28 protein-coding genes and 2 pseudogenes are annotated in these 25,154 nt (G+C 39.7%); 15 read left to right on the forward strand and 15 right to left on the reverse strand.

All coding sequences use genetic code 11. The features are described 5' to 3' along the window. Positions 1 to 446: 446 nt before the first annotated feature. The 8 genes from BW976_RS04515 to BW976_RS04555 all read right to left on the reverse strand — a co-directional run bounded on the left by BW976_RS04515 (position 447) and on the right by BW976_RS04555 (position 7,385). The gene (locus BW976_RS04515) at positions 447 to 728 is read right to left on the reverse strand and encodes a site-specific integrase (RefSeq protein ID WP_076370889.1); all 282 of its coding nucleotides are present in this window, start codon (positions 726 to 728) and stop codon (positions 447 to 449) included. Between the two features lie 424 nt (positions 729 to 1,152). Beyond that, entirely contained in the window at positions 1,153 to 2,448 is a 1,296-nt protein-coding gene (locus BW976_RS04525) for an NRAMP family divalent metal transporter (protein ID WP_076370895.1), read from the reverse strand. Positions 2,449 to 2,501: 53 nt separating this feature from the next. Next, positions 2,502 to 3,017: a VIT1/CCC1 transporter family protein gene (locus tag BW976_RS04530; RefSeq protein WP_076370897.1), complete on the reverse strand. Its 516-nt coding sequence runs from the start codon at positions 3,015 to 3,017 to the stop codon at positions 2,502 to 2,504. A gap of 59 nt (positions 3,018 to 3,076) precedes the next feature. Next, positions 3,077 to 3,532 (reverse strand): DUF1003 domain-containing protein, encoded by a 456-nt coding sequence (locus tag BW976_RS04535; RefSeq protein ID WP_076370900.1) that lies wholly within the window; start codon positions 3,530 to 3,532, stop codon positions 3,077 to 3,079. A gap of 285 nt (positions 3,533 to 3,817) precedes the next feature. After that, a complete protein-coding gene (locus BW976_RS04540; protein WP_076370902.1) occupies positions 3,818 to 4,459 on the reverse strand; it encodes a hypothetical protein in 642 nt (213 codons plus the stop codon). 209 nt (positions 4,460 to 4,668) lie between these two features. After that, on the reverse strand, positions 4,669 to 5,082 hold the full coding sequence (locus BW976_RS04545; protein WP_076370904.1) for a DUF3592 domain-containing protein: 414 nt from the start codon (positions 5,080 to 5,082) through the stop codon (positions 4,669 to 4,671). Positions 5,083 to 5,257: 175 nt separating this feature from the next. Continuing rightward, positions 5,258 to 6,952: an FAD/NAD(P)-binding protein gene (locus BW976_RS04550; RefSeq protein ID WP_076370907.1), complete on the reverse strand. Its 1,695-nt coding sequence runs from the start codon at positions 6,950 to 6,952 to the stop codon at positions 5,258 to 5,260. 226 nt (positions 6,953 to 7,178) lie between these two features. Continuing rightward, positions 7,179 to 7,385: a hypothetical protein gene (locus tag BW976_RS04555; protein WP_076370910.1), complete on the reverse strand. Its 207-nt coding sequence runs from the start codon at positions 7,383 to 7,385 to the stop codon at positions 7,179 to 7,181. Positions 7,386 to 7,676: 291 nt separating this feature from the next. Between BW976_RS04555 and BW976_RS30000 the strand changes: the two are divergent. The 3 genes and pseudogenes from BW976_RS30000 to BW976_RS04570 form a co-directional block, all read left to right on the forward strand. After that, positions 7,677 to 7,820 (forward strand): annotated as a pseudogene (locus tag BW976_RS30000) (circadian clock KaiB family protein); the annotation flags it as partial. Positions 7,821 to 7,918: 98 nt separating this feature from the next. Beyond that, on the forward strand, positions 7,919 to 8,458 hold the full coding sequence (locus BW976_RS04565; protein ID WP_076370914.1) for a hypothetical protein: 540 nt from the start codon (positions 7,919 to 7,921) through the stop codon (positions 8,456 to 8,458). Positions 8,459 to 8,635: 177 nt separating this feature from the next. Continuing rightward, positions 8,636 to 10,621 (forward strand): KUP/HAK/KT family potassium transporter, encoded by a 1,986-nt coding sequence (locus tag BW976_RS04570; protein WP_076370916.1) that lies wholly within the window; start codon positions 8,636 to 8,638, stop codon positions 10,619 to 10,621. Between the two features lie 200 nt (positions 10,622 to 10,821). Here BW976_RS04570 and BW976_RS04575 read toward each other — a convergent pair. The 3 genes and pseudogenes from BW976_RS04575 to BW976_RS04585 all read right to left on the reverse strand — a co-directional run. Beyond that, positions 10,822 to 11,478 (reverse strand): annotated as a pseudogene (locus BW976_RS04575) (alpha/beta fold hydrolase); the annotation flags it as partial. A gap of 11 nt (positions 11,479 to 11,489) precedes the next feature. Continuing rightward, positions 11,490 to 11,792 carry an alpha/beta fold hydrolase gene (locus BW976_RS04580; protein ID WP_076370919.1) on the reverse strand — a complete coding sequence of 101 codons (303 nt, stop codon included), beginning with the start codon at positions 11,790 to 11,792 and terminating at the stop codon, positions 11,490 to 11,492. 13 nt (positions 11,793 to 11,805) lie between these two features. Further along, entirely contained in the window at positions 11,806 to 12,171 is a 366-nt protein-coding gene (locus BW976_RS04585) for a nuclear transport factor 2 family protein (protein ID WP_076370921.1), read from the reverse strand. An 859-nt stretch (positions 12,172 to 13,030) separates the two neighbouring features. Between BW976_RS04585 and BW976_RS04590 the strand changes: the two genes are divergently transcribed. Further along, the gene (locus BW976_RS04590; protein WP_076370923.1) at positions 13,031 to 14,149 is read left to right on the forward strand and encodes a serine hydrolase domain-containing protein; all 1,119 of its coding nucleotides are present in this window, start codon (positions 13,031 to 13,033) and stop codon (positions 14,147 to 14,149) included. 348 nt (positions 14,150 to 14,497) lie between these two features. Here BW976_RS04590 and BW976_RS04595 read toward each other — a convergent pair whose 3' ends face one another. After that, positions 14,498 to 14,848 (reverse strand): helix-turn-helix domain-containing protein, encoded by a 351-nt coding sequence (locus tag BW976_RS04595; protein ID WP_076370925.1) that lies wholly within the window; start codon positions 14,846 to 14,848, stop codon positions 14,498 to 14,500. A 42-nt stretch (positions 14,849 to 14,890) separates the two neighbouring features. Continuing rightward, complete coding sequence (locus BW976_RS04600) at positions 14,891 to 15,472, reverse strand: hypothetical protein (RefSeq protein WP_076370927.1); 582 nt, start codon at positions 15,470 to 15,472, stop codon at positions 14,891 to 14,893. Between the two features lie 322 nt (positions 15,473 to 15,794). Here BW976_RS04600 and BW976_RS04605 point away from each other — a divergent pair, with 322 nt between their 5' ends. From BW976_RS04605 to BW976_RS04620, 4 genes are all read left to right on the forward strand, one after another. Continuing rightward, positions 15,795 to 16,319, forward strand: a complete 525-nt coding sequence (locus tag BW976_RS04605; protein WP_175614043.1) for a GNAT family N-acetyltransferase — start codon at positions 15,795 to 15,797, stop codon at positions 16,317 to 16,319. A gap of 144 nt (positions 16,320 to 16,463) precedes the next feature. Continuing rightward, positions 16,464 to 17,246 carry a nuclear transport factor 2 family protein gene (locus BW976_RS04610; protein ID WP_076370932.1) on the forward strand — a complete coding sequence of 261 codons (783 nt, stop codon included), beginning with the start codon at positions 16,464 to 16,466 and terminating at the stop codon, positions 17,244 to 17,246. Between the two features lie 250 nt (positions 17,247 to 17,496). Beyond that, positions 17,497 to 18,888: an MFS transporter gene (locus BW976_RS04615; protein WP_084192062.1), complete on the forward strand. Its 1,392-nt coding sequence runs from the start codon at positions 17,497 to 17,499 to the stop codon at positions 18,886 to 18,888. A gap of 116 nt (positions 18,889 to 19,004) precedes the next feature. Beyond that, a complete protein-coding gene (locus tag BW976_RS04620) occupies positions 19,005 to 19,205 on the forward strand; it encodes a hypothetical protein (RefSeq protein WP_076370936.1) in 201 nt (66 codons plus the stop codon). Positions 19,206 to 19,378: 173 nt separating this feature from the next. Here the strand turns inward: BW976_RS04620 and BW976_RS04625 are convergent, their stop codons facing one another. Beyond that, positions 19,379 to 20,242 carry a LysR family transcriptional regulator gene (locus BW976_RS04625; RefSeq protein ID WP_076370938.1) on the reverse strand — a complete coding sequence of 288 codons (864 nt, stop codon included), beginning with the start codon at positions 20,240 to 20,242 and terminating at the stop codon, positions 19,379 to 19,381. Positions 20,243 to 20,314: 72 nt separating this feature from the next. On the opposite strand from BW976_RS04625, the gene BW976_RS04630 reads away from it, so the two are divergent. From BW976_RS04630 to BW976_RS28995, 7 genes are all read left to right on the forward strand, one after another. Next, complete coding sequence (locus BW976_RS04630; protein ID WP_076370940.1) at positions 20,315 to 20,842, forward strand: GNAT family N-acetyltransferase; 528 nt, start codon at positions 20,315 to 20,317, stop codon at positions 20,840 to 20,842. A 236-nt stretch (positions 20,843 to 21,078) separates the two neighbouring features. After that, the gene (locus BW976_RS04635; protein WP_076370942.1) at positions 21,079 to 21,522 is read left to right on the forward strand and encodes a DUF1810 domain-containing protein; all 444 of its coding nucleotides are present in this window, start codon (positions 21,079 to 21,081) and stop codon (positions 21,520 to 21,522) included. Positions 21,523 to 21,631: 109 nt separating this feature from the next. Then, on the forward strand, positions 21,632 to 21,832 hold the full coding sequence (locus BW976_RS04640; RefSeq protein ID WP_139332202.1) for a hypothetical protein: 201 nt from the start codon (positions 21,632 to 21,634) through the stop codon (positions 21,830 to 21,832). Positions 21,833 to 21,862: 30 nt separating this feature from the next. Continuing rightward, positions 21,863 to 22,213, forward strand: a complete 351-nt coding sequence (locus tag BW976_RS04645; RefSeq protein WP_076371833.1) for a VOC family protein — start codon at positions 21,863 to 21,865, stop codon at positions 22,211 to 22,213. 67 nt (positions 22,214 to 22,280) lie between these two features. Continuing rightward, entirely contained in the window at positions 22,281 to 22,580 is a 300-nt protein-coding gene (locus tag BW976_RS04650) for a sensor histidine kinase (RefSeq protein WP_262494183.1), read from the forward strand. Positions 22,581 to 23,119: 539 nt separating this feature from the next. After that, positions 23,120 to 23,518, forward strand: coding sequence for a response regulator (locus BW976_RS29685; RefSeq protein WP_076370950.1), 399 nt, complete (start codon positions 23,120 to 23,122; stop codon positions 23,516 to 23,518). Then, entirely contained in the window at positions 23,505 to 24,035 is a 531-nt protein-coding gene (locus BW976_RS28995; RefSeq protein ID WP_076370952.1) for an NmrA family NAD(P)-binding protein, read from the forward strand. Before BW976_RS29685 ends, BW976_RS28995 begins: the two co-directional genes overlap by 14 nt. 109 nt (positions 24,036 to 24,144) lie before the next feature. On the opposite strand, the gene gap is transcribed toward BW976_RS28995, so the two are convergent. Next, positions 24,145 to 25,122 (reverse strand): type I glyceraldehyde-3-phosphate dehydrogenase, encoded by a 978-nt coding sequence (gap, locus tag BW976_RS04670; RefSeq protein ID WP_076370954.1) that lies wholly within the window; start codon positions 25,120 to 25,122, stop codon positions 24,145 to 24,147. Positions 25,123 to 25,154 lie beyond the last annotated feature (32 nt).

Here is a 25,154-nt window from a genome sequence, read left to right on the forward strand (position 1 = left end):
TTTGTTTTACAAGATGCATACTGTGTCAAATCTATAAAAATCTTGCAAATTATTCATCTGCGAGATTTTTCAGAAATCGTGAACGCTTCTTTTAAGAAACTGGCAATTTGGTTATATTTTGTAGTTCGTCAGCAAAAAGATGTGCGGTATTGGCACAGAAAACGATGCTGTCACCCCACTTCTCCCTATTACTAACTTTCTTCTTTTTGATTTTAGAGTAGATTTGAGTAGTCCGTAAGATGGCATGCCCAAGCATACTGGATACTGTTTCCATTGGTACACCGCTTTCTAAAGTAATTGTTGTAGCGAATGTGCCTGGCGATGTGAAAAGTTCATGTTTTATCAACCTTTGCTTCTTTCGCAATCGCTTTGAGATAACGGTTGGTCGCCTGATTTGAAAATACCGGAAAGATCGTTTTTGTATATCCAGCCATCGGATGTTTTTTTTATTTGTTTATTAGTTCAATGGCTTCAGGGAATAGCAGAACAAAGAACTTTTTGCCAGAAAAATTTGCCGTCTTGCGCCTGATCATCTCTATCCATTTTTCGTCCTCAATATCTGTATCTAAATGGTTGTTGATCAACAAGTACACATCGGCAAAAGACAAGCCTGTATAGCAACTGAATATAAAATTGTCCCTTATAATCTTTTGCCCATCTTTATCAAGATTTACTTCTTTGATCTGTATCAGCTCTTCCAGTTCCAGTGCTTCTCTATACCCAAACATGGGACTTCGGATTATTCACTTTTGATATGTGGCTTTCTCTTGCAGAACAGGTCGAACAACGGATACAAAAATATAAGGCAAGCATGATAAAAAGTAGTAAAGTGTTTTCCGAACAGCTATTTAGCTCCTTTTATTACACGGTTATTTTTGTTAATCACAGGGTTTGCCTGTATGCGAAAAAATTCGAAAATCACAAATTCAAAAAGGCAGTAGACCTGTTAATTAACCCATAAATAAACCACCTCAAATTAAGACCTTTAAGACACTTAAAGGGCTTATTAAAGCTTATCATTAACGAGCCGAAAAGCAGCCTTAAAAGCTTTATTTGAAGTCTAAATGAGCTATTTAAGGTAAATTTTAAGCGCGCGAAAAGCTTCTAATAACGCTTTTTAAGCCATCGGATTACCTTGTAACAAGGCGTCGTTCACAGCGTAAAAAACATGGCTATTGCTGCCGTGCCCATGAAGGCAAAAGTAAACCACAATAGGATTTTAGATAACCACCCGCTTTTGTATTCCCCCATGATTTTATCACTTGTCGCAATTTTAATAATCAAAAATAATAAGGGAACCGCAGCAACCCCGTTCAATACGGCAGTAAAAACGAGTGCCTTAACCGGGTCGATCCCTACAAAATTAATCATTAGCCCGATCAGGGTCGCTATCGTAATCACCCCATAAAAACCATGTGCCCTTTTTAGTTTGATATTCAGGCTCGCTTTCCAGTCAAAAGCTTCGGAAACAGCATAGGCAGCGGAACCGGATAATACCGGAATAGCCAGGAAACCCAGACCGATAATGCCAACGGAAAAAATAAGCTTGGCCAAAAATCCGGCATTGGGAAAAGAATGGACCAAAGGCTCCAAAGCCTTGGCGGCATCTGCTGCTGTTTTGACATCTTTAACGCCGCTTTGATGTAAAACTGTTGCCCCAACCAATATAATGCACCAGGTAGTGACCTCTGAAATGATCATGCCGGCATTGTTGTCCTGCCGCATGGTACGCATGCGCTTTGACGCTAATTCGGGGTTGCCGCGATCAATTAATCCCTTACCTTTTACTTCTTCTACTTCCTGCGACGCTTCCCAAAAAAACAGATACGGGGTAATAGTAGTACCAAAGACTCCGGTAATGATAAACAGGAAGGCAAAGCTAAATTCCATGTGAGGAATGACCGTCGCCTTTAATACCACCGGCCAGTCCTGATGAATAATAAATACCGTAATCGGATACGATAGTAAAGCCAGGGCCAACCATTTAAGGATCTTAGCATAAAGCCGGTAAGTGGTAAAAATCTCTAATAAAAGGATGCTAACAGTAAACAGAAGTGTCAAAATAACAAACGGGACAGGAACCAATAATTGTGCTGCTGCTGCCATAGCGCCGATGTCTGCGCCGATATTGATCGTGTTGGCGATCACAACCAAGCTGACTACGGCATAAAGTACAGGTTTACTATAATGCTCTTTTACTATGGCAGCAATCCCTTTGCCCGTTACCAAACCGATCCGCGCGCAGGCTTCCTGTACCGCCATTAAGAAAGGAAGCATATAAAGCGCCGTCCACAACTGCCCGTAACCAAATTGTGCACCGGTCTGGGAATAGGTAGCTATGCCCGAAGGATCATCATCGGCTGCGCCAGTCGTCAGTCCCGGCCCAAGAATGGTTAGCCACTTCCAGAATCTTTTCTTTTCTTGTTTGTTCGTTAGTCGATTTGCCATGCGTATAATGGTTTATAAAAAAAATTACTGTTGTTAATCAAAATAAATAAGCGCTAATCGCTTACACCTAAAGTTCCCAGCCATATTCCTAAAAGAAACACAATGCCTCCACCGATGATAACCTGCAAGATGGTTGACCATAAAGGTGTTTTCATAAATTTGTACCTGATCATCGCGATGGCAAGTAGTTCAACCCCAACCACGATATAAGCGAAATGTAGGGCGACATGGATATCGGCAATCAAAAAAGGCAGTGTATGCAGCATCCCTCCTATTGCTGTAGCAAAACCAGTTATCGCACCGCGCAGTATAGGCGTACCGCGCCCGGTGACTTTTCCATCATCTGATAAAGCCTCTGCCAAACCCATACTTATACCTGCGCCTAAAGAGGCTGCCAGTCCAACAAAAAATGCTTTATGGGTCTGGTGTGTCAAACCCGCGGCTGCAAATAACGGGGCTAAAGTTGACACTGAACCATCCATTAAACCCAACAGGGCTGGCTGGACCTTTTGCAACACATATTGTGCTGACGATTCTTTTGCTGTTTGTTTATGCTTTTTAATCGGCATCTTGTATGGGCGTTATTTGTTAATACTGAGCATTCGTTCGTTAACCGTTCACAAAATATTTAAGTTTTTTTCTCGATATTCTTCAATATGGTTAAAATCAGATCGTTCTGATATTCGAGATGCTCTAAAATCGTTTCAATTTCCAGTTCTGCCTGGGTATTGATTCGAAGGTCTGCCTCCGCCCTCAAATCAGCGTGCCGGGCCTGGACGTTTTGACCGATCATAATCAACGGCATCAAAAAAAGTTGGATCAGGTTTGAAATAAATAACCAAAGGACAAAACCCGGAAAGGGATCGAACCTCACTGCCTTTGGTGCAAGCATGTTCCACAACAACCAGGCTACCGTCCAAACGAAAATGATCAGGAAAAAGCCCATGCTCCCGACATGTTTCGTAATCCAGACAGCTATCTTATCTAAAAACGAAGGTTTACAATCACCTTTTACGCCCGTCTTTAAGATTGCTTTTCGCTTATCTTTGAATTCCTCGATTGAAATAGGCACTTTCTTTTTCATGATTGGAAAATGATACTCTTTGCTAAAATATTTACTTTATCAAAACTTAATTTTTACTGAAAATTTTATGAACGTAGTCGCTTTGCTGTTTCTTTAATCGTTTTTTACCATATATCGACAAGAGAAGTATGTTATTAAAGTGATGCCCGTTGCCAGGTTTACCCACAAATAGTATCGTCTGATCTTAGCCGGATGACATATTAATAAAATATTGATTAACAAAGTTATTGCCACCATGCTTATAATTATATATGGTATAGCTTTCATACTCCAGTCTTGATCCAGTTAATTATCCTTGATGATGGCTGCCTTTTTTCGCTGCTTGTTCACGCTATGGGGCTTAAGGAAATTATAGGTAAAACTGAAACCCATATATTGACCGCTCCGGTTGCTGTTTGTACCGTCGAAAAAAAGGTAACTTTGTGTTATCGCGATGGCCACGTTAGTGGATATATTAAAGTTGATACTGTTACAAATCTCTGTCATCAACGCTTGTTTAGCGCCGAATATATAACCGCCACCTAACAACAGCCCCTCCGCAAACCTGCCCGCCGAGAAAATATTGATCGTCGGACGAAATTCGATATAATGAGCAGTATCCCGCCCTGAGCTTAATGTTCCTATGCTTCCTACACCGAGGCCAATGTCAAAAATGCCGTACGTACGTCCGAACTCCAAACCGGGCGAAAACCGTTTGGCCAGATCTCCCTTGGTGTTTACCAACATATTCGCAAGCACGGAAAAATAATAATACCTCGGTTCTTTGTTTTCCTTAGAGGTATCCGATTCGATAACCGTATCTTTTCCGGCTATCGTTTTATGCTGGGCGTGAGGAATAAGCGCCTTGGTTATATTCGTAACTGGCGAATTCTGTGCGAGAGCACCCAAGGCTATCAATACTATTGTAAGCGTAAATAATATTTTCATGGGGTATCTAATAAATTGGATAATAGACAGATAAATGTTTCAATTGTTTGATTTTACAAATCAAATTTTTCAATTTTCAAGTACCTCCCGGCCAACACATTAGATTGTTAACTATCACAATAATCAAGTCGTTTACGCATATCCCCCCATAGCATTGTGGACTTTAAACCGTTCTTTAAAAGAAGTATTCGTCAAACCAACTTTAATCTTTATCTTAATATTATAAAAATTAGCCCTGCAAGGATAATTACTAAAATAGCCACAGCGGCTTTTTTGAAGGTATAAACAAACCGGCCATACCAAGAATCCGCAATGAAATTTTTAGGGTTGGATGGCTCATACAAAATAATTAATTCCTCACCGGTGTAGTGGGTTTTCCGCCAAAGAGAGCTGGCACCCGACATCCCGGCGTCCACGGTAATCTCCTGTCCATTATGATCTGTAAAAACAATGGTTGGTATAAAAACGGAGGATTTTGTGGCCTGGTAACGGTTATTGCTGATGATCCGTGCTGTGGCCTGGATAGCGGAGGCAGTGAATCTGCGGGTTACCAATTGATAATAAATCATGCAAACCAACAAAATGGTTAGCAGCATCATAGGTGGAATAATTAATACGAGCATATAGATGCATGATTAGGTTGAATAAAATTGGGTGCCGTTTTTTCGAAATATCAGAGAATGAGTTACCTATATGTCTCTGATCGCCGATGTCCGCGCTGTATCCGGGTTAAGGCCAAAAACCTTTACCACCATCTATTTCGTCCCAGCGCTTTTGAGCCACGCAATTGTAAATATCTCATGTAAGTAGTCTTTTTATAATCTTGGCTGATGCTTCTTCGCTGAAATCCAGGCCTGAGTAATCAGGATTGTATCCCCCGATATAAGGCACCGCCATAATATATATCCGTTCATTAAAAGCACCATACGCATCTACTACTTGAAAATGATCGTTAATGGTAATGCCTGAAACTTTTAAATAATAATCACCGCTTTGATCCAGCAATACATCCTTTCCTTCTTCAAGAGCCTTTTGCCCTTCTTCTGCAGAACGAAATTTTAAACGGGCCGGACTAATTGTCCTGCCGCTCAGTAAACTTCTGAATGGAAACTCTTCATAAGCTAAATGTGGTTGCCCCACACAATCGATATAAGTATTAAAATGTACGGAGTGTTCCGTTCCTTCTTCGTCTGTATAATAGTAAATCGCTCCGCCTTCCGACGCCGCCTCGACCTTGCTATCCTCACCAACGGGAATAAGATCTAATACTCCCGCTTGATGTAAAGCAAGCAATTCTTCGCTGGAACTTTGCGGGATATAGGCAATAACAATAGAGATGAGCGGAACTAATGATTTTTGAAGCCTTTGCATATCTTCTGCCGAGAGGTGTTTGGCAGGATAGTTCAAAGCAAAGCTTAAAACGCCTAACATTTCTTTCCAGTATACCGATTCTTTTCGTTTAATTGATTTTTCAGCTTCTGTATATTCTGCTTTCAATAGTTGGAATGGATCAAGACGCCCGCGCAGCTCCATCATGGCCATTACAAATTCTTCAAGGCTCATGTCCTTGATATGTTCATAAAATTCCCGCTCTTTTCCCTTGATCGGTTCTTTAAAGTCTTTTTCAAATATATAATCAAGGGATAAAAAACCGTTATTGGCCGCTATGTGCGCTGCTATTTCTTCTTTACTTAGCAGGGATTTATTGGAGAGATGCGAATCTTCTAAATGAAACCTTACTGCGGGAAGCATCCCGTTCCGCGTATGCAACACCAGTTTAAAATTGGGACTTTGATCATGCAACCGATACGACAGCCGCCCATCCTGTTTCTTCTCAAAGCTACCATTGTAACGCGACAAAGTACGGATGGCATCAACGGCGGTGAGCGAAGAACCTTTGATTGCTACGGGGTGATTGGCATGGAGTGCCAGCTTTACAGGCGGATATGGCGAATCAAAATAATTAGGGACTTTGCCTTCATGCTTACGCGGCCAGTTATGTCCGGTACAGATGATCACCTGATCAAATTCTACTTGTTCATTATGATCAATTTCTACTAAAACGCTTTCTTTTTCAGGCCAATCAATAATATCTGTTACATTACTTTCGTAATGTACTTCGAAATTTATACCGGTGTCGCGCGCTTGTTTTTGCAGGAGGCTAAATTGGGCTGTGAGGTATTGCCCAAATAGCAGACGTGGTAGCACCTTGTATTCATTAAAACGCTTCGCGTCAATATGAAATTTATCAAGTGTGTCTTTGGGTACACTCCTGATCCAATCTGCCAGGGAGGTTACCAGCATCGGAATTTCGTTACCGGATACATTGGTAATATGTTCATCATTGGCACCCTCACTGCTATAGGGCATGCCTTCTCCCAACCGGTTTTTTCGCTCAAATATCGTAATGATGAAGTTTGTTTCACCACTATCCACCAGTCTTTTGAACATGAACAGGCCACTGGGCCCTCCACCTATAATAGCTACCCGCATTTTATTTTTAAGTGATTATTTAGCCTATTTTTATGAAGATTGTAATGCAACAAATTTTCCAGGCCAGTGTTTTATTTGCTGGTGATTAAGGATAATAGTTAGGCTTTTCAAGGTTTTTTGTATTGTTTAACTGATCTGAATTCTCCACTTATTACAGGTGCGAACAATCTGCCATAAAAAAAGCAGGCTATTAAAACAGCCTGCTTTGTTCTCCGCATCTTCTATTTTAATGCGAAGAACTGTGCTTTTCAGCATGCTTTTTTGCTGCTTCTGTCGCATGTTCGGTCGCCTTGTGCTGATGGCCCTGGGCAGTTTGAGCATGATGAGCAGCCTTTTCGTCATTTCCTTCAGCATGGCTCTTGTGAGCTTCAGTGTGGTGTTTTGCAGCCTCAGTGTGATGCTTAGCTGCTTCTTCGTGATGTGAATGTTTCATAATTTGGTTTTTATAATTTATTAGGTATACAACAAAAGAATTGGGGGCATTGTTTCTAATTGTTAAATAAATTTATTATAAAATTATAATATTAATATAAAGTTAAATTTAGGTAAATTTAATATTGCATAACAATAAAAACTTCCCTTATTGGTTAAATGCCTGATCGAAATCAATAAAATGAAAAAGGAAAAATACAGGCTATGCCTTTATATTACCGGTAAATCCCAAAAACCAATAAGGGCGATTGCCAATCTAAGAAACATGTGCGAATAAGAGTTAGCGGGTCAATTTACCGTAAAGATCATTGACTTACTGGAGCATCCGCAATTAGCGGAAGGTGAACAGATCATTGCCGTACCCACGCTCATTAAAAAATTACCGGCCCCATTCGTTTGCTGGTCGGTGATCTTTCTGATAAAGCTAAGGTGCTAGTTGGTTTGAATATTGTTCCCGCTCCTTAAATGTTAAGTGGCATTGCCACTCCTGTGGTAATGGTTTAGAAGTAAAACACTCATTTATTATTAAATACTATGGCAGCGATTGAAAACTACATCAATAATTACAAAAAGAGCAATCCACTAAAAATGTTTAATAACGTAAGTTATAAATCAACAAAGGACATGGTAGCTGCAGCTGATGTGGATAGGGTTAAAGAGCCTACAGTAATTACAGTGTCTTATTGGAACTATGTGTTTTTGTTTAGTCCTGTTTTTTTACTCGCGGTATTTTACAGTTGCCGTTCGGCATCAAAATCGATAATAAATATTTTGCCATTGGTAATAGTGTTGGTTATAGCTATAATTCTTATCAGGCAGGCAATAGTGAAAAAAAACAATAGCGAGACAGAAGTTTATGCCGACAAGGATAAGTTGGTCATTAAAAAACAAACTTTTCAATGGAAGGATGTAGCAAACGCCTATATCATGACGGATAATGCAGGCAGGACACCAGACAAATTTTTACTGCTGGAATTGAACAATGGGGAGATAAATAAAATATCTATCAGTCAGATTGGTATTAGCGGCAAACAGTTAGCTGCCATTGTAGAATACTATAAAAAAACAAAATAAACAGCAGTTTATTCCATCGTTAATTGATCATTGGAAACTCCATTACATTTTCAATGTCTCAAATAAAACTATTCCTGAGATTTTAGATTAGTAGGAAGACAACTAATGAGACAATTAACATAAAATCTTTATAGTCGTTGATTCATATACATTGAAAAAAATAATGGATACTAAGCTATGGACCAACAACTAAAAAAGCCGTCGGCAGCCGGGATGCTGATTGCCCTCGGTATAGTCTTTGGAGATATTGGGACTTCACCACTTTATGTTTTTCAAAGTCTGCTTGTTGATGGCGGAAAAGTAAATGAAAGCCTCGTGTTAGGTTCTATTTCCTGTATTTTCTGGACGCTGACACTGCAAACCACATTTAAATATGTGGTTATCACGTTACAGGCAGACAATCATGGCGAAGGAGGGATATTTGCACTTTATGCCTTGGTAAAGCCTTATGGCAAGTGGCTGGCTATACCCGCAATTGTTGGCGCTGGAACATTACTGGCTGATGGCATTATCACGCCCCCGATCTCGATTACCTCGGCAATTGAAGGCCTGAAAATGGTAAATGGCTTATCGCATACGATTGTTCCCGGAAATGGTCTGGTTTTGTTAATCGTTATTGTCATATTACTCCTGTTATTCTTTTTCCAGCGTTTCGGAACAGGTGTGGTTGGTTCGGCTTTTGGACCGGTAATGTTCTTGTGGTTTTTGATGCTGGGGACCTTGGGTCTGCTACAATTTGTACAGCACCCGGAAATTATAAAGGCCTTTAATCCATATTACGGTGCCAGATTGTTAATTGAGCACCCTAAAGGTTTCTGGCTGCTGGGCGCCGTATTTTTGTGTACGACCGGCGCAGAGGCGCTTTATTCGGATCTGGGCCATTGCGGTAAACGAAATATTCAGGTTAGCTGGATATTCGTGAAGATCACCTTGCTGCTCAACTATCTTGGTCAGGGCGCATGGGTGTTGATGCAGCAGCCAGGAAAAAACTTCAATGAAGTTAACCCCTTTTTCGAAATAGTTCCGCATTTCTTTTTGATACCTGGAATTGCCGTTGCAACTTTGGCTACCATTATAGCTAGCCAGGCATTAATCAGCGGTTCTTTTACGTTAATTAACGAGGCGATCCGCATGAATTTCTGGCCTCATGTAAAAGTAAAATATCCATCGAACATTCGCGGTCAAATTTATATCCCCGGCATTAACTGGATCATCTGTCTCGGATGTATAGCCGTGACTTTATACTTTCGAACATCAACTGCCATGACAGCCGCTTATGGATTTTCAATTACTGTAGCCATGCTGATGACCACTACCCTAATGTATTATTTCATGCGGTATGTAAAGAAATGGCCATTATGGCTGGTGATGCCAATTGTCGTTCTGTTTGTATGCGTGGAAGTTTCATTTTTCGTTGCCAATGCAGTTAAGCTGTTAAAACGGCTGTTTTTTCTGGTGTTTGAGTTCGGTTTGATCTTTACGATGTACATTTGGCATAAAGCGCGCATGATCAATGATCGCCTGGTATGCTTCGTTAACTTGAAAGACCAGATACCATTTCTGCTGGACTTGAATGCTGATCAGAGTGTTCCTAAATATGCCACCCATCTTATTTATTTTACCAAAGCTGATGATGCCCAGCAAATCGAACAATCGATCATGTTTTCGATTCTAAGCCGGAAGCCCAAGCGCGCCGATATGTATTGGTTCATACACATGGAACTTGCGGACGATCCCTATACGATGGAATATGCTGTAGAAGAGCTCGCCATAAGTAAAGTGGTTCGCATAGTGTTCCGCCTGGGCTTTAGGGTGCAGCCCAGAGTAAATATCCTGTTTAGAAAAGTAGTTGAGGATTTGGTCAAAAACAAGGAACTAGATGTGGTCAGTCCATATTTATCGTTAAAAAAGCGTGGCATGCACGCGGATTTTCAATTCGTGATCATGCAAAAATTCTTATCTCATGACAATGAGCTCCGTGTTGGCGAAGAATTCATACTTAACAGTTATTTTTTCTTAAGAAAATTGGAACTAACTGAAAAAGAAGCGTTTGGCTTAGATACCAGTGATACGGTTATTGAAAAATTGCCCTTTTTAGTTAAATCTGTTAAGGATTTAGGCCTGAAAAGAGTTGATATCAAAAGTAGTCGTAAAAATAAGTAACAGAAATACTAAACGCTTCGATTCGTGTTGCTTCTGAAATAATTTGCCCTTCCATTGCAGCCCGTAATACTTCTCGTTTGCAGATACAGAGGGGTCACAATGGGCATCCAATGCATATACGTTAAATACTTAGATTACATTTCTTTCTCATGGGCATCTATGGAGAACAATTAATTCATAGTTTTTAATATTAAAATACGCTACTTTGAAGCATAGTATTCGATAAGTCCAATTACTATTTCCGGTTGCTCCTCACTCACAAAATGCCCGCTGTTCTGAATAATCTTGGTGGTAACGTTTGTGCACCCATATTTCCGCAAGGATTCCGCCATTTTTAAAAGCGTTGGTCCTGCGGCTTTATCTCCTCCAGCCAATACAATAGGATTGTTAAGTACATTTCGCTTAGCGGCATTGAATTTTTCGTTGGCCGGAAAGGCCCGGTAAAACTCTAATCCAGCACGCAGTTTTTCTGAAGTCCCGTAAGAGTTTACATAATGATTTACATCGCTATCGGTGATAGAATCTTTATGTAACGCGAATCGGTTGAACATCCCTTCGCGGAAGTAAATAAATTGCCGGCCGGTGATCAACTTTTCTGGCACATCCGGCGTTTGGTGAAAGCCGAAATGCCAAAGAAAAGGATTAGCCTTGTTTTCCTCCCACGGGCTCAAACCCGGTAACCCCGAATCAAGAATCATCACCCCCCGTATTGTTTCCGGGTAAAGACGAAGGAGAGCATAAGTAACCATCCCACCAATATCGTGACCTACAATGTATACTTGCTTGAGTTGAAGTTGTAACGAGAGTTGATGAATGTCCTCTGCCATATTTGCAGCATCATATCCACCGGGAGTCGCCGCCGAGCCGCCTACACACGCAAATCAACGGCAATCACTGTAAAATTTTTCGATAACCGCGGCATGATCTTACGAAATTCATACCAATCCTGAGGAAATCCGTGGACAAGAATAACTACGGGGCCCTTTCCGCCGCGAACATAATGAATCGTTGTCTGATTCACTTTTACGGTATTCGAAATAAATCCAGCTCCAAGTTCTGATAACGTGGTATCATTCCGAGACAGTTCCTGGGCCTGAGCAACGAAAGGTCCCAAGCTGACAAATATAGAAAAAATAGGAATAGACATCAGAATATCAAATTGAATTTTCATCGCTTTTTAAATTTCAATAATTGGTATTTAATACAGAAGACGGAAAGCCTTGACCCGCTCCAAAGAAGACTTCAATTTCCTCTATTTTTCCGTTTGACAATCTAAAATACTCTGTGTTTCGAAATGATTTACCATCTGTAGTCCAACACTGATACCTGACGAAGGCTTCATTTCCGACTTCGATAATTTTTTCTAAATTATACTTATCGATCTTATCGGACTCGGGCCAACACTTTTCTTTGTAGTTGTTAATGTTTATATGATCATCATCATTGGGACTAGTAAAAGTAAATTTATCTGTAAGAATAGACTCGACTGATTCCCATTTTTTTCTTTGCCAACCGTTAAAATAGTCTCTAATTACTTTTTCGTTTTTCATAATTTATTTCTTTAAAAAAGGATAAAATTAAACTACGGATTAAGACTGGTAGCGTTGTTACGTACTAGTGAATAAATTTATAGGAACCCAAATCTATTATAATGAGTTACCCACAAAGCAAGTCATTATTCATTTGTATCATTATCAGGATATTCTATAGAGGTATTCTATAGGAACAAGGGCGAGGATGTATTGATAACATTGAAAGTCGTAAAAGGTTTTTAGAGAAAATATATAGTACAACAGATAAGTTATAATTACCTTATTTAGAATATGAGTTGGATATTCCGGAAGGTTTGACCATATGATTCCAAACTCCATGTCCATGCATTTGTGTGAAATGTATCAATAAATTAATTCTCCGTATAAGAGTATTAGCAGGATTAAAATATTTCGGAATGATATTTTGGATATGACGGAATGAGTTGGCCAAGAGCTCTGGAATATTTTCACTATTGTCTCATACTTAATTTATTTGTCTTCCGGCTTACAAACTTAAAAAAAGCAACCGCCTCTGAGGATGCTTTTATAATGAACAGGTTTTATGAATATGATCCATTTCCTCAAGTTTCTTGTTCCGATTAAACAGTAAAATACAGCTGATATGCATTTCACAACCTGATCAGAACAAAATATAAACTTAGCGGTGCAGCCAAGGTCCCCTATTACGATTATGCTTATTATCATGCTATTTTTATAAGTAATTTCCTCCTTGGTCAAGTGTGATATATACTCAGCATAATTACAGTTTGACCTTTTATTTTTTAATATGGTCAGGGTAAAACAATTCCCAGGTGTCTTACTCCCATAAGTACGTTAAAAGGAATTTATCCTTATTTAATCAAATAAAAATTAAAACATGAAAAATCTTGCAATTGCTCTTTTGGCTGTATTATTGTTCACCAGGTGTTCTAAAGATAAGACTGTGCCCTTCCACCCTACTAACCCCGACGGATTTGAGTCTGGTTCTTTTGAAGAAGCGAATATTGATAAGAATCGGATAACCGGCCTGGAAAAAGAAGTCCTCGGCGGTAAATATAATATCCATAGTATCCTCATTCTGCGACATGATAAATTGATATATGAACATTACTTTGCAGGCGAAGATGCTGTATTTCCCAATCCTGTAGGCCGCGTGGAACACACCAGGGACAGCCTTCATGATTGCAGAAGCGTAACTAAAAGTATTGTATCAACCTGTGTAGGTATCGCGATCGGACAGGGGAAAATTAAAAGCATTAACGACAACATTTTCGACTATTTCCCGGCATATAAGAAATATGCAACAGGTGCAAAGGCCGGACTAACTATTAAAGACCTGCTCACCATGAGTGCCGGGTTGGAATGGAATGAGCATACATCCTACACAGATCCCGCGAATGGAGAAAGACAGATGCTGGCTCAATCCGATGTAGTAGACTTTGTACTGAGCCGGACTGCCGTGACAACACCGGGTACTGTCTTTAATTACAGTGGTGGCTGTACCCAACTTTTAGCACAACTTGTACAGAAAGTTACCGGTATACCGATTAACTTATTTGCGGCTAAAAATTTATTCACGCCATTGGGCATTCAGAAATTTAATTGGTCAGTCAGGGAGGATGGAACTGTTTGGGCTCCGTCAGGCTTACGTTTACGTCCTATTGATATGTTAAAAATAGGTCAACTGTATATGCATGGAGGAATCTGGAATAATCAACAAATCCTATCCGCTGATTGGGTAAATCAAGCAATGAAATGGCGCATCAATACGAATGACATACCCGAAGGATATGGCTATCAGTTCTGGTGCGCTAAACCGCTGATCACAGGACGAGTGATGGATGTAACGCTTGCAGACGGGAACGGTGGGCAAATAATCTGTATGGCTCCTTCCCTGGATCTTGAAGTGGTATTAACTGCCGGGAATTATAATGAGGATGGCGATACTTCGTACGATGTGTTATTGAAATATATTTTCGCTGCTGTTCAAAAATAACCGATGGCTGCTTTACAAACAGCGGAAAGGTTTTCATAGGGAAAGGGGATTAGCAAACTTAATTACATTGACAAGCAGATCGATCAGCATATTTGCACCGGTATCTTCGTATACTGTGGATAGGTAAATTTTTTTTCATCATAAAGAACTTTTATCCGTATTAAAAATTGGAGACTATCCCTGTTCATGCACAGTAAAAGCTTTCATCAATACATAGAACATTAAGAAACCAGTTCATTGTATAGGTTTAAATTTCTCCGGATCATTACACTTAAAATTTATAAGTGTAATGATTTACCTATCACAAAGCACTTTCTTCTGTATTAAGGGTATAATAGAACAGGATATTTAATTTATTTGAGATGGGGAGATCCCATATTTCCTTTTAAATGATTTACTGAAATGCTGAGGGGATGAATATCCGGTTTGGTAGGCAATTTCGCTGATGTTTAAATTTCTTTCGGCTAATAGAGTCAAAGACGCTTCCAATCTTTTGTTAATAACAAAACCAATAACGGAAGTTTGGAATATTTCTCTGAACCCGTTCTTTAGTTTAAAGTCATTTATTCCAAACATTGTACAGATATCATGAAGATTTATCGGATTGGCATAATTCTTTTCTAAATATTCTTTTATACTATAGAGCTTGTCTCTTTCCGATGGTCTTTTAACAAATTTTTCATCATTATTCGTTTGCATGTTGGACAATAATACAAACAGCTCGTTTGATTTTGATTCCAATTATAATCTTTTCATTTCCTTTATATACTGGCATGTTAAGATGCTATGGATACAATGATCAATTTCAGGCCTTATATGCAGCCAATTGTTTGAAAATATGACTGGCCTGTCTTTATAAACCTCTTCAGAAAATCCATTCATCACCATACACCCTTCATCCATAAGAGAAAAAAAACGTTTCCTGGTCAATTGTAAAGAGAACATTTCCGAAATGCCTTTTTCGTGTTTGACCTGTGTATTCAATTCTGAAGAATAAAGCAGATTATACTGGCCACTCTGAATAGAAAACTTTTTTCCTAGTTCATCGTAGGAAATCGCAGCTGGCCCTCTTCTGTTAAAGTAAAATTTCACCGTATCTATATCATTTTTAATGTTATAGGTTACGATGTTATTAGTATTATTAAGAATACTGTTGGCTAAACGATATCCATCGAAATACCAATTTTGAAAATTCATATTGGCATCCTGAAATTCAAAATCCTCATTCGTTTCTATGAGTTTATCTGAACACAATTTGTCTGTAGACAATTGGTTTGTATAAAACACATTTTTTTTTACTTCGTGATTAAATATAATAGGCATTTGGGAATTATTATAGTTTTCAGTTTATTAATCATTGATAAGGTCATTCATGAAATGACTTACGGCCTTGGTATCTTCAATATATGTAAAGCATTCTAATATAGCAACTCTGACTAATAAAATAGTTATAAATTAAAAATAACCGCACTCCTTTTAACAGGTTAGGTAAACACCAAAAACTAAACCCCTTCGGACTTTTTCTATCCCGATATTGTAAGTTTTTATCCGGATTTTACCGTTGTAATCAGTCGAAATGGTCGAATTTTATCAACATGATTTATCTACAAATAATTTCACAGCAGATGAGCAGAACATGGAGGCAATGAGCAAAGGAAAAATATCTTTCAGGGAGGCTTGTCTTAAGGACATGCCTGCATTATCGGCATTGGCGAAAAAGGCATTCTGGGAGACGTTCACCGGACAGATGTCGGAAGATCACTTGCAGGCTTACATAGCCATTTCATTCAGTCAGGAAAAATTGATTCTTGAATGGGGAGAAGCGGTGAATACTTTCCTTATCGCATTTTTAGACCAGGAATTGGCCGGATATGCCAAAATTAGTACCCGACGAAAGTCAGACAGGCCCGAAAACGGGAAATATATTGAAATAGAAAGATTGTACCTGTTAAAACACCACCAGGGTAAGAAAATAGGAACAGCTTTAATGAATTGCTGCATTCAATACGCCCTGGACCATCATTTTGATCTGCTTTGGTTGAACGTCTGGGAACATAATACCGAGGCAATGAAATTTTACCAGGATCGAGATTTTAAGATCGTTGATTGGTCAATCCTGATGCGGGGTGATACGCCTCAAAAGGGGATCTGGATGAAAAAGGCCTTGTAACGCCTTTGCTTGCTGACTTTAGCCTATGGATTGGGTTGTTCAACTTATTTCTTTTGTTGGTGATAGGGATAAGCTTGAGCGCTTTGAACATGCTGCAATTGACGATCATCCTTTTATAACTAATTAATATAAAACAAAATTCTTATGAAAAAATCACTGTTATTACTATTCTTAACTTCTTATTCTCTTATTCCAAACTTTTTTTTTCAGTTTCAAGGTTTGAATCATTCCGTGATATGTCGAAGTGGAAAGATTCGGCAAAGTAATGCCTCTACCGATGAAAAGGAAATACTAACCATTACACAGGCACTGTTAGATGCCATAGTAACCGGAGATAAAACAGTTTGGGCAAAATATATGGCAGACGATGGATTTATTACCGAGGAAGATGGCGTAGTCAGGACTAAAACGGCGCAGCTGTCATTTATGAAACCCACTGATAAGCCGTTTAAGAGAAAGATCATACTGACCACCCCTACCCTAAGAAGATTTGAAAATACCATGGTTTTGTTTATTGTACCAAAAGAGCAGGTGGCAGTAAACGGACAGTTGATCAACACGGCTTACAACGAAACAGATGTTTTTGTTAAAAATCATGGTCATTGGCAATTATTATCTTCTCACGTGGCAGAAATTCTTTCGGTGCCAAACGCTATCATCCAGGAACCATCAATTTTGGCCACTTATACCGGAACTTATCAGTTAACTGATGGCATTTCTTACTTGATATCGATGCAAAACGGCAAGTTAATGGAACAACGTACCGGCAGAGCCCCACAGGAACTTCTGGGCGAGAGCCCGGATGTTTTCTTTACAAAAGCGCAATTGCCTCACCGAAAAATATTTATTAAAGATCAAACAGGTAAGGTTATAAGCATGATTGACAGGCGGGCAGGCAACGATCTGACCTGGAAGAAAGTGATGTAATAGCTATTCAAAAGCAGGGACATAATTTATAACAGGTTTGCAATTGTTGAGTTCAAAGTATGGCTTGTTCATGAACTTATGTAATTTCCTGACCTATGATCTTGCCGCCATATAATAGGGCTTTCCTGGGAAAAACTTGAAGAGTGATTACAAATAAAAGCAAAATTGTTGTCCACTGCTACTCAAAAGAATTTGATCAAAGATACCCTGTAGCTACTCATAGGTATCAACGATGTATAACCAGTAAAACATGCGTACTTTTGATAACAAAGGAATACTAAGGTTTATGACTCCCTTGGTGTTGGGCAATATGCTCAACCCGCTTAATTCCACGATGCTGGCAACAGCTATAGTGCCTATTTGCAGCGCTTTTAAGCAGGACATTGGAACCGGAGCCTTATTAATTGTTCCACTATATCTTACTTCCGCAATCGGGCAACCTTTAATGGGCCGTTTGGCAGATCTCTTTAGTGCAAAAAAAATCAACCTCCTTGGGTTTATATTAATATTGATCTCTGCCCTGATCGGAGTCTATGCGCAGAATTTCATATGGCTGGTCGTTTCCCGTATAGTATTGGGATTTGGATCCTCTGCAGCATACCCATCCTCTATTACCCTTATCCGGCAAAGATACAGGGCTTTAAATATTGAAGTACCTGGAAAGGCACTTGGAACTATTGCAATCGCCTCACAGGTATCCCTCGCTTTTGGCCCATTTCTTGGTGGAATACTAACCGAAAATTTTGGTTGGAAAGGAATTTTCTTTGTCAATATACCATTGGTGATTTTGGCCCTGATCTTATCAAAAAACGGAACCGGTATACCGGAGCATAAAGCGCCGATCAAAACTTCAGGGCAATTAATTAAAGAGCTGGATTTATCCGGGGCATTTTTCTTCAGTGCTTTTCTGATCCTCTTTTTACTTACGCTACTTTACCCAACCTATCTGCTCCTACAGCTTCCTTTAATTATGATTTCATTGTCGTTATTTATCAGAACCGAGCTCAGACGGGCAAAGCCATTTATCAATGTAAGACTTCTTACAACCAATTTGTCTTTGAGTATAACGTTTATGCGCCAGATCGCTATCAGCTTTGTGATGTATCTGGTGCTTTATGGATTACCCCAATGGCTGGAGCAATCAAAAAATATAAACCCCTCCAAGGTGGGATTAATGATGCTGCCTCTTTCCTTTGCTGCTATAATTACCAGTCTGTTGGTGTCCAAGTATAAAAATTATATGAGATTGCTAACCTTTGGAACCTTTAATATTGTTGCTACATCTGCCGTTTTATTTTTAATGAATACTCAGAGTACAAATGTGATCATTATTGGGACATCAATGCTATTAGGAATAGCTTTGGGTTTGCTAACCATAGCTAACCAGGCCACTTTATATGCGGAAGCCGCCGATGACCAGGTTGGGGTTTCTTTTGGCCTATACCGCACAGTGGGTTATATAGGCGCAATAATAGCAGGTTCAAGGCTTAAGCATGAATTCCGGACAGGGGCCACTGATTCAGGGTTACATGTATTGGCTGCATACGCATTAGTAGCTTCAGGGATAATCATACTCTTTATCATACCCGCTTTAAGAAAACAATGGAAAAACAGAACAGAAAAACTAGAAACAATAAATTAGGGTCAACCGATGGTAACTTATTATCGACTGGCATAGAATTTAGATCCGGGTTACCTGGATATTATGACAATAATGCCAATACACTTTCGTTTTGCAACAAAAAAATTACTTAAAATATGAAAAAATACTTTGTTGTCCTGTTGATAGCAGGTCTTATTGCTTGCAAAAAAAATGGGGCAGGCATCGCTCCTGAAAAAGTGAATATTCCTGAAAAAGTGAGTGTAATTGAGCATGCAAACATTGATTATAGGCAAGAGATGCGTGGTTTCGTTATTGGAATAAGTAAATATGCTAAGCAAATTAATTCCAATTTTTAAATAATACCACAAAATGGTATTCAACTGATAACAACAGACGGTAAGCATTCGGGGCCTTTAAGTACAGCTTACTTAAACGCAATTGATGGCAACGGTCAGGAAGATTTATATTTTGGTTATGAGAATGATAATGAACCAACTGATGCAGGGGTAACCACTTACCTGAAAAGCACCTACTGTAAGACCAATTTTAACACATTGGAAAGTACCGGGTTATGGTCATCTGCTCTCCAGTTAATGAATAGATCAGTTTTAAAAGGAAGCCTGATGAATCGCAATCCCGGACTCTCATGATACATGTAGGAATCTGGTAATATGGCTATACCAAGCCCTTTCCGAATCAATGCAATGGTCGTCGATCCGAATTCAGAATGCAGATAATCGTCGGGTACGACATCAAAAGACCTGAACATCTGCTGGATGATGTCACTGTAGCTGCTGTCCTCATTTTTTATCGGGAGTATAAATTTTTGTTGAGCAAGAGTCTCTTTAGAAAGATCTTCTATAGTATGGTAAAAGTGATTCTCCGGAACTACAATTGATAAATGATCACTGTGAATTTTTTCTGATCTTATTCTCGGGGCATTATTAAAGTCCCTTGTAATAGCAAAATCGATCTTATAATTGCTGAGAAACTCTTGCTGGTTTTCATATCGCAGCTGCACTAACTCCATTTGAAGTTTAGGAAATGTATTAGAAATACGAGCAATTATATCCGGTATTATAGAACCTGAAATTGAATCCGGATGCGCAATTCTTATCATACCGCTTTCCCCTAAATGCATCTGGCGGGCAGACTGATGAATAAACTCAAGCTCGTTCAATTTCACTTCCCACTTTTCCTTCAAAAATTCACCTGACGATGTCAGTTTAACATTACGCTTATTACGCTCGAATAATTGAACTCCTAACTCACGCTCTAAAGACTGAATATGACGACTGAGGGCGGATTGTGTGATGTTCATCTTTCCAGCCGTATTCCAAAAATGAAGTTCCTTTGTTAATGCTAAAAAGTATTTGATCTGTTGCAAGTGCATTAATGCAATATACGCATTAATAGATGAGAAATTAGCATTTTATCACATTTGATACCCTGGTAAATTTGTACTATGGAGAACTTAAAAATTGATCACGTAAAACTGGACGACGTTGTACAGCTTCAAAATATAGGCAGACAAACCTTTACTGAGACCTTTTCAGCCGTTAATACCGAGGAAAACATGGCGAAATATATTGAAGTGAGTTTTTCTTTAGGTACACTAGCTGCCGAACTGAGCAATAAATTGTCACAGTTTTATTTTGCAGTCCTGGATGGTGAGGTTATAGGTTATCTAAAGTTAAACTTCGGGCAGGCTCAAACAGAAATTAAAGATAACAATGCGCTGGAAATTGAACGGATATATGTATCGAAGGAATTTCAAGGGAAGAAGGTTGGTCAGCTACTATACAATAAGGCGATCCAGATCGCCCAACAAGTAGGTGTCAACCATGTATGGCTTGGCGTTTGGGAAAAAAATCACAAGGCGATTAGTTTCTATAAGAAAAACGGTTTTATGGAGTTCGACAGGCATATCTTCAAGTTAGGTACGGATGACCAAATTGATATTATGATGAAAAATGTCTTAAAAAACGAATGAGACACCTTCAAAATCATAATTTGATTATATCGAATATGGATACTATTTATAACGTATTTCAACACATCCCAATTTTCTCCAAAGCAGATGCAATTATGGCTCATAATAGTCCTATTTTTGTCAATTCGTTTTATTTTGGTTGATGATCGCCAAATCTACCAAACCACTGAAGGAATAGGTCAACCTGACATTTTAGGGTTGTTATTTAGCGGACAATTAATTTATTTTACGCCGAAATGAACGAGCAAGAATTGAACGTGAAAGACCTCAGCAGGTTTTTAACCGCCCAGGAGCGGGATTATGCAACAGCACTGGCTGAAATCCAAAATGGAAGGAAACGCAGCCACTGGATGTGGTATATCTTTCCACAGATTGCCGGTTTAGGCAACAGCGAAACGTCTAAGTTCTACGCGCTCAAAAACAGGCAGGAGGCTGAAGCCTATCTCAGCCACTCGGTATTAGGACGGCGGCTGGTCGAAATATCCAACGCCCTTATCCACTTGGAAGATAACCACGCTACGCGGATATTCGGCAGTCCGGATGACCTGAAACTCAAATCATCCATGACCTTGTTTAACGCACTGACCGACACCGATCCTATATTTTCTCAAGTATTAGCCAAATTCTATAACGGGATTCGCGACTGGGAGACATTACGGCTACTGGATGAAAGCAAATAACATCATCACAAGCTGCTATGCCGATATTTACACATAATGTTATCTTTAATCCATAGACGAACCAATATTGCTGCTTGTAGCTCACAAGGGGAAAGAATTAGAAATTGAAATGCGCTTACAGCAGGGCTATATCCCCCGGGCGGAAGCCATTTTTGATGGCACTCCACTTATTTTTGAAACCGACGATTCGGCGCAATACCGCGCCCTGTTAGTTTGGAGGAGGTCGAAAAAAGTAGACAACTCAATGCTGGATTGCTGTAAGCTGCCGCAGGCCAGTTGGAAAAGGTATTTTGCTATGTTTTATAAGTGAATCAAAGATCATTAATTAATGATAAAATCCATGAAAGTTAAACGCATTACAGTAAACATCGCCACGGAGGATATTGGAAAAGCGAAACAGTTCTACCAGGATATCCTCAACTTGGAAGTGCTTATGGATCATGGTTGGATAGTGACTTACGGTTCCGCTGAACAGATGGACGTACAGATCAGCTTCGCCAGTGAAGGTGGCAATAGTACAAGGGTTCCCGATCTCTCCATTGAAGTCGATGAGGTAGACATGGCCTATGACCAATTAAAAACGGCCGGTTTTGTTATCGAATATGAGCTGACTAATGAACCTTGGGGCGTACGCCGTTTTTATGTCCGCGACCCTTTCGGCAGGCTCGTCAATATTTTATCACATCTTTAATACTTCCTTAGCTCTTGTTTACCTTTCAGTTTAACATCTGCTTTGTACCTGCGGGCAACCCAATCTGATCAGCAACGCCATCAAATACTCAAAAAAAGGAACGGTGATCGAGGTTAAATGTGAAATATTGGGTAATACAGCCCGGGTAAGTATCCAGGACCAGAGTATCGGCATCAGGCCCAATGATATCGAAAAACTTTTTGAGCGCTATTACCGGGTCGACGAAATAAATGCAAAACACATTTCCGGTTTCGGCATCGGATTATACCTTAGCGCGGAAATTATACAGCGGCATGATGGCCGTATTTGGGTGGAAAGTGAAATAGGCAAAGGTTCAACGTTTTATTTTAGCCTGCCTTTAACGTAGCTATGTGTAAATGAGCAATTCGAGTCTTTTCAAATAATAAGACAACACTTGCCTGCTGTCGTGGGACAGCCGGATGAATTGTGATGTTTCCCGCGTAGATGCGATCCGCTTTCCCCCAAGAATCCGCCCGAGAACGCTGATCCTCCAGGGAGCTGCAGACCCTGTTATGCCGTTAACGGCTATCAATACTTTTCTTCAAAATGTGAAAAAATTGCATTGGCCTATACAATACGCAGAATTTCCTCATGCAGGCCATAATGAATCATGGACGACCGATGCATCCCGATATGAAACTATAGTAGCAAAATTCCTATCATCGATTAAAATAGTGAGCACAATTAATATCTCACATAAAAAGGGATAAGGTAATGTACGCTCAAGTGGACCGCTATTTCAGATAGGGAATGATGTATAATTTAGAAGTGTTCAGACGGACAATTGTTTGATATTAAATAACTACCTTAGCGCGACCCCAGAAATTGCATTGTGCGCTTAGGAAATGTTCCATTCTTTTTTTGGCTTCATTAAACCGCCACCAAATGGAAACTGTGATCATCCAGGATACCGACCAGTCAATTCTTGACATTCTTACCATAGCTTTGCAGATGGAAAATTACCAGGTTTATTCGGTACAGGATTGTGACAGCAACTTTATGGATATGATCGAGGAACTGAAACCGCACGTTATTATGCTGGATTATAGGCTTGACGGGAAAATTTGCATTCAAATCTGCCACCAGGTCAAAGCTGTTTACCCGCACCTGCCAGTGATCGCCATGAGCTGCAACAGCAACATCAATGATGAGTATGACAGGCATGGGTTTGACGATTACATTCCCAAGCCTTTCGACCTGGATAATCTGTATGCTGTGCTGCGTAAACATATTCCAAAGCAGGAAGCAAAGGCTATTACTGAAAAAGTCAGTGACAAGCTTTAATTCTGTAGAATTTTTTAATCGGTTATTTCAATCCATACAGGCGCATGGACGCTGCTATGCTCCCAGCCACGAACAGCTTTATCGACCTGCGCAGATTTTAGCCTGTCTTTTAATATATCATTCAGCAGCCCCGTTCGTCGACCCACGAACAGCCACGGGTCCGGCAGTACTCGAAATCTTTTCGAAACCAGATGTGTATGCTGGCAAAGCAATTCCAGTAATTGGAGATATTATTTCACCACAGGATTTGGTAAAGACTTTCGTAAGAGTGACTAGAAAGAAAGCTGTATACAGTTCCGCTTATACCAGTGGAGAACTTCTTCAACACTTCCCGGAATTTAGTAACAACAATGACCTGATTAGGGAATTTTCAGGCATGGTTGAGTTTGCTGTTGAATATGGCTATTTTCAAGAAAGCCGAGATTTGCAATGGAGTAGACGTATCAATCCTAACTCTTTGAACTGGGAACAATTTCTAATAAATACAGGTTGGACAGGTGAGAAACGAGCTTATTAAAGTAGTATATCAAGCAACTATGATCTTGAAAAACAAATCTGTTAAACTTTAATTAATAAAAGAGCCGCAACCAAATCGACTACGGCTCTTTTGTTGTTTTTAGACGGTATTATATTACGCTGATCAGTTCCGATATCCGGTTAGATATGCCGACTTCGTTGTCATACCAGGCTACTACTTTAACCAATTTACCGATAGCTTTGGTCATTGATCCATCTACAATTGATGAGTGTGTGTTGCCCAAAATATCTGACGATACAAAAGCCTCTTCAGTATATTGCATAATTCCTTTTAATGTGGTGTCTGCATAGCGTTTTAATACTTCATTGATTTCAGCTATTGAAACTTCTTTTTTCAGGTTAATCGACAGATCGACAATTGAACCGTCAATCACCGGAACGCGGTATGAGTAACCGTCCAGCTTACCTTTAAGGTTCGGTAGAACATCCCCAATAGCCTTTGCTGCGCCGGTAGTTGTTGGGATAATATTATATGCTGCGGCACGAGCCCGGCGAAGATCCTTGTGCGGCGCATCCTGTAAGTTTTGATCAGCAGTAAAAGCGTGAACGGTAACCATATAGCCCGATTCTATTCCATATTCTTTTTCTAATATGTGAAGCACCGGCGCAAGGCTCCCGGTGGTACATGAGGCGGTAGAATAAATCTCATCATCGCTTATTAATTCATTATTAACACCATGGACAACGGTTTTGATGCCGCCTGTCGCAGGTGCCGTGATCAATACTTTTTTAGCTCCTGCGCGAATGTGCGCTTCGGCAGCTTTTTTATCGGTAAATCTTCCGGTCGACTCAATCACCCGCTCAATTCCTAACTCACCCCAAGGCAATTTTTCAGGATCTCTTTCGCTCAATAGTTTAATTCGTTTTCCGTTAACAACCAGCTTGTCTCCATCAGCACTAACCTCTCCGGGAAAACGGCTGTGAGCTGTATCATATTTAAGTAAATGCACCAGTGTATCTATATCAGTTAAATCGTTTATTGCGACAACTTCTATGTTCGGTTTATCCTGTAAAGCACGCAAAGTCATTCTGCCAATGCGGCCAAATCCATTAATTGCAATTTTCATATTGTTATGTTTTATGTATTATTAAAAAGTAA

Origin of the sequence: Mucilaginibacter lappiensis (assembly GCF_900155965.1) — a bacterium.
Classification (GTDB): domain Bacteria; phylum Bacteroidota; class Bacteroidia; order Sphingobacteriales; family Sphingobacteriaceae; genus Mucilaginibacter; species Mucilaginibacter lappiensis.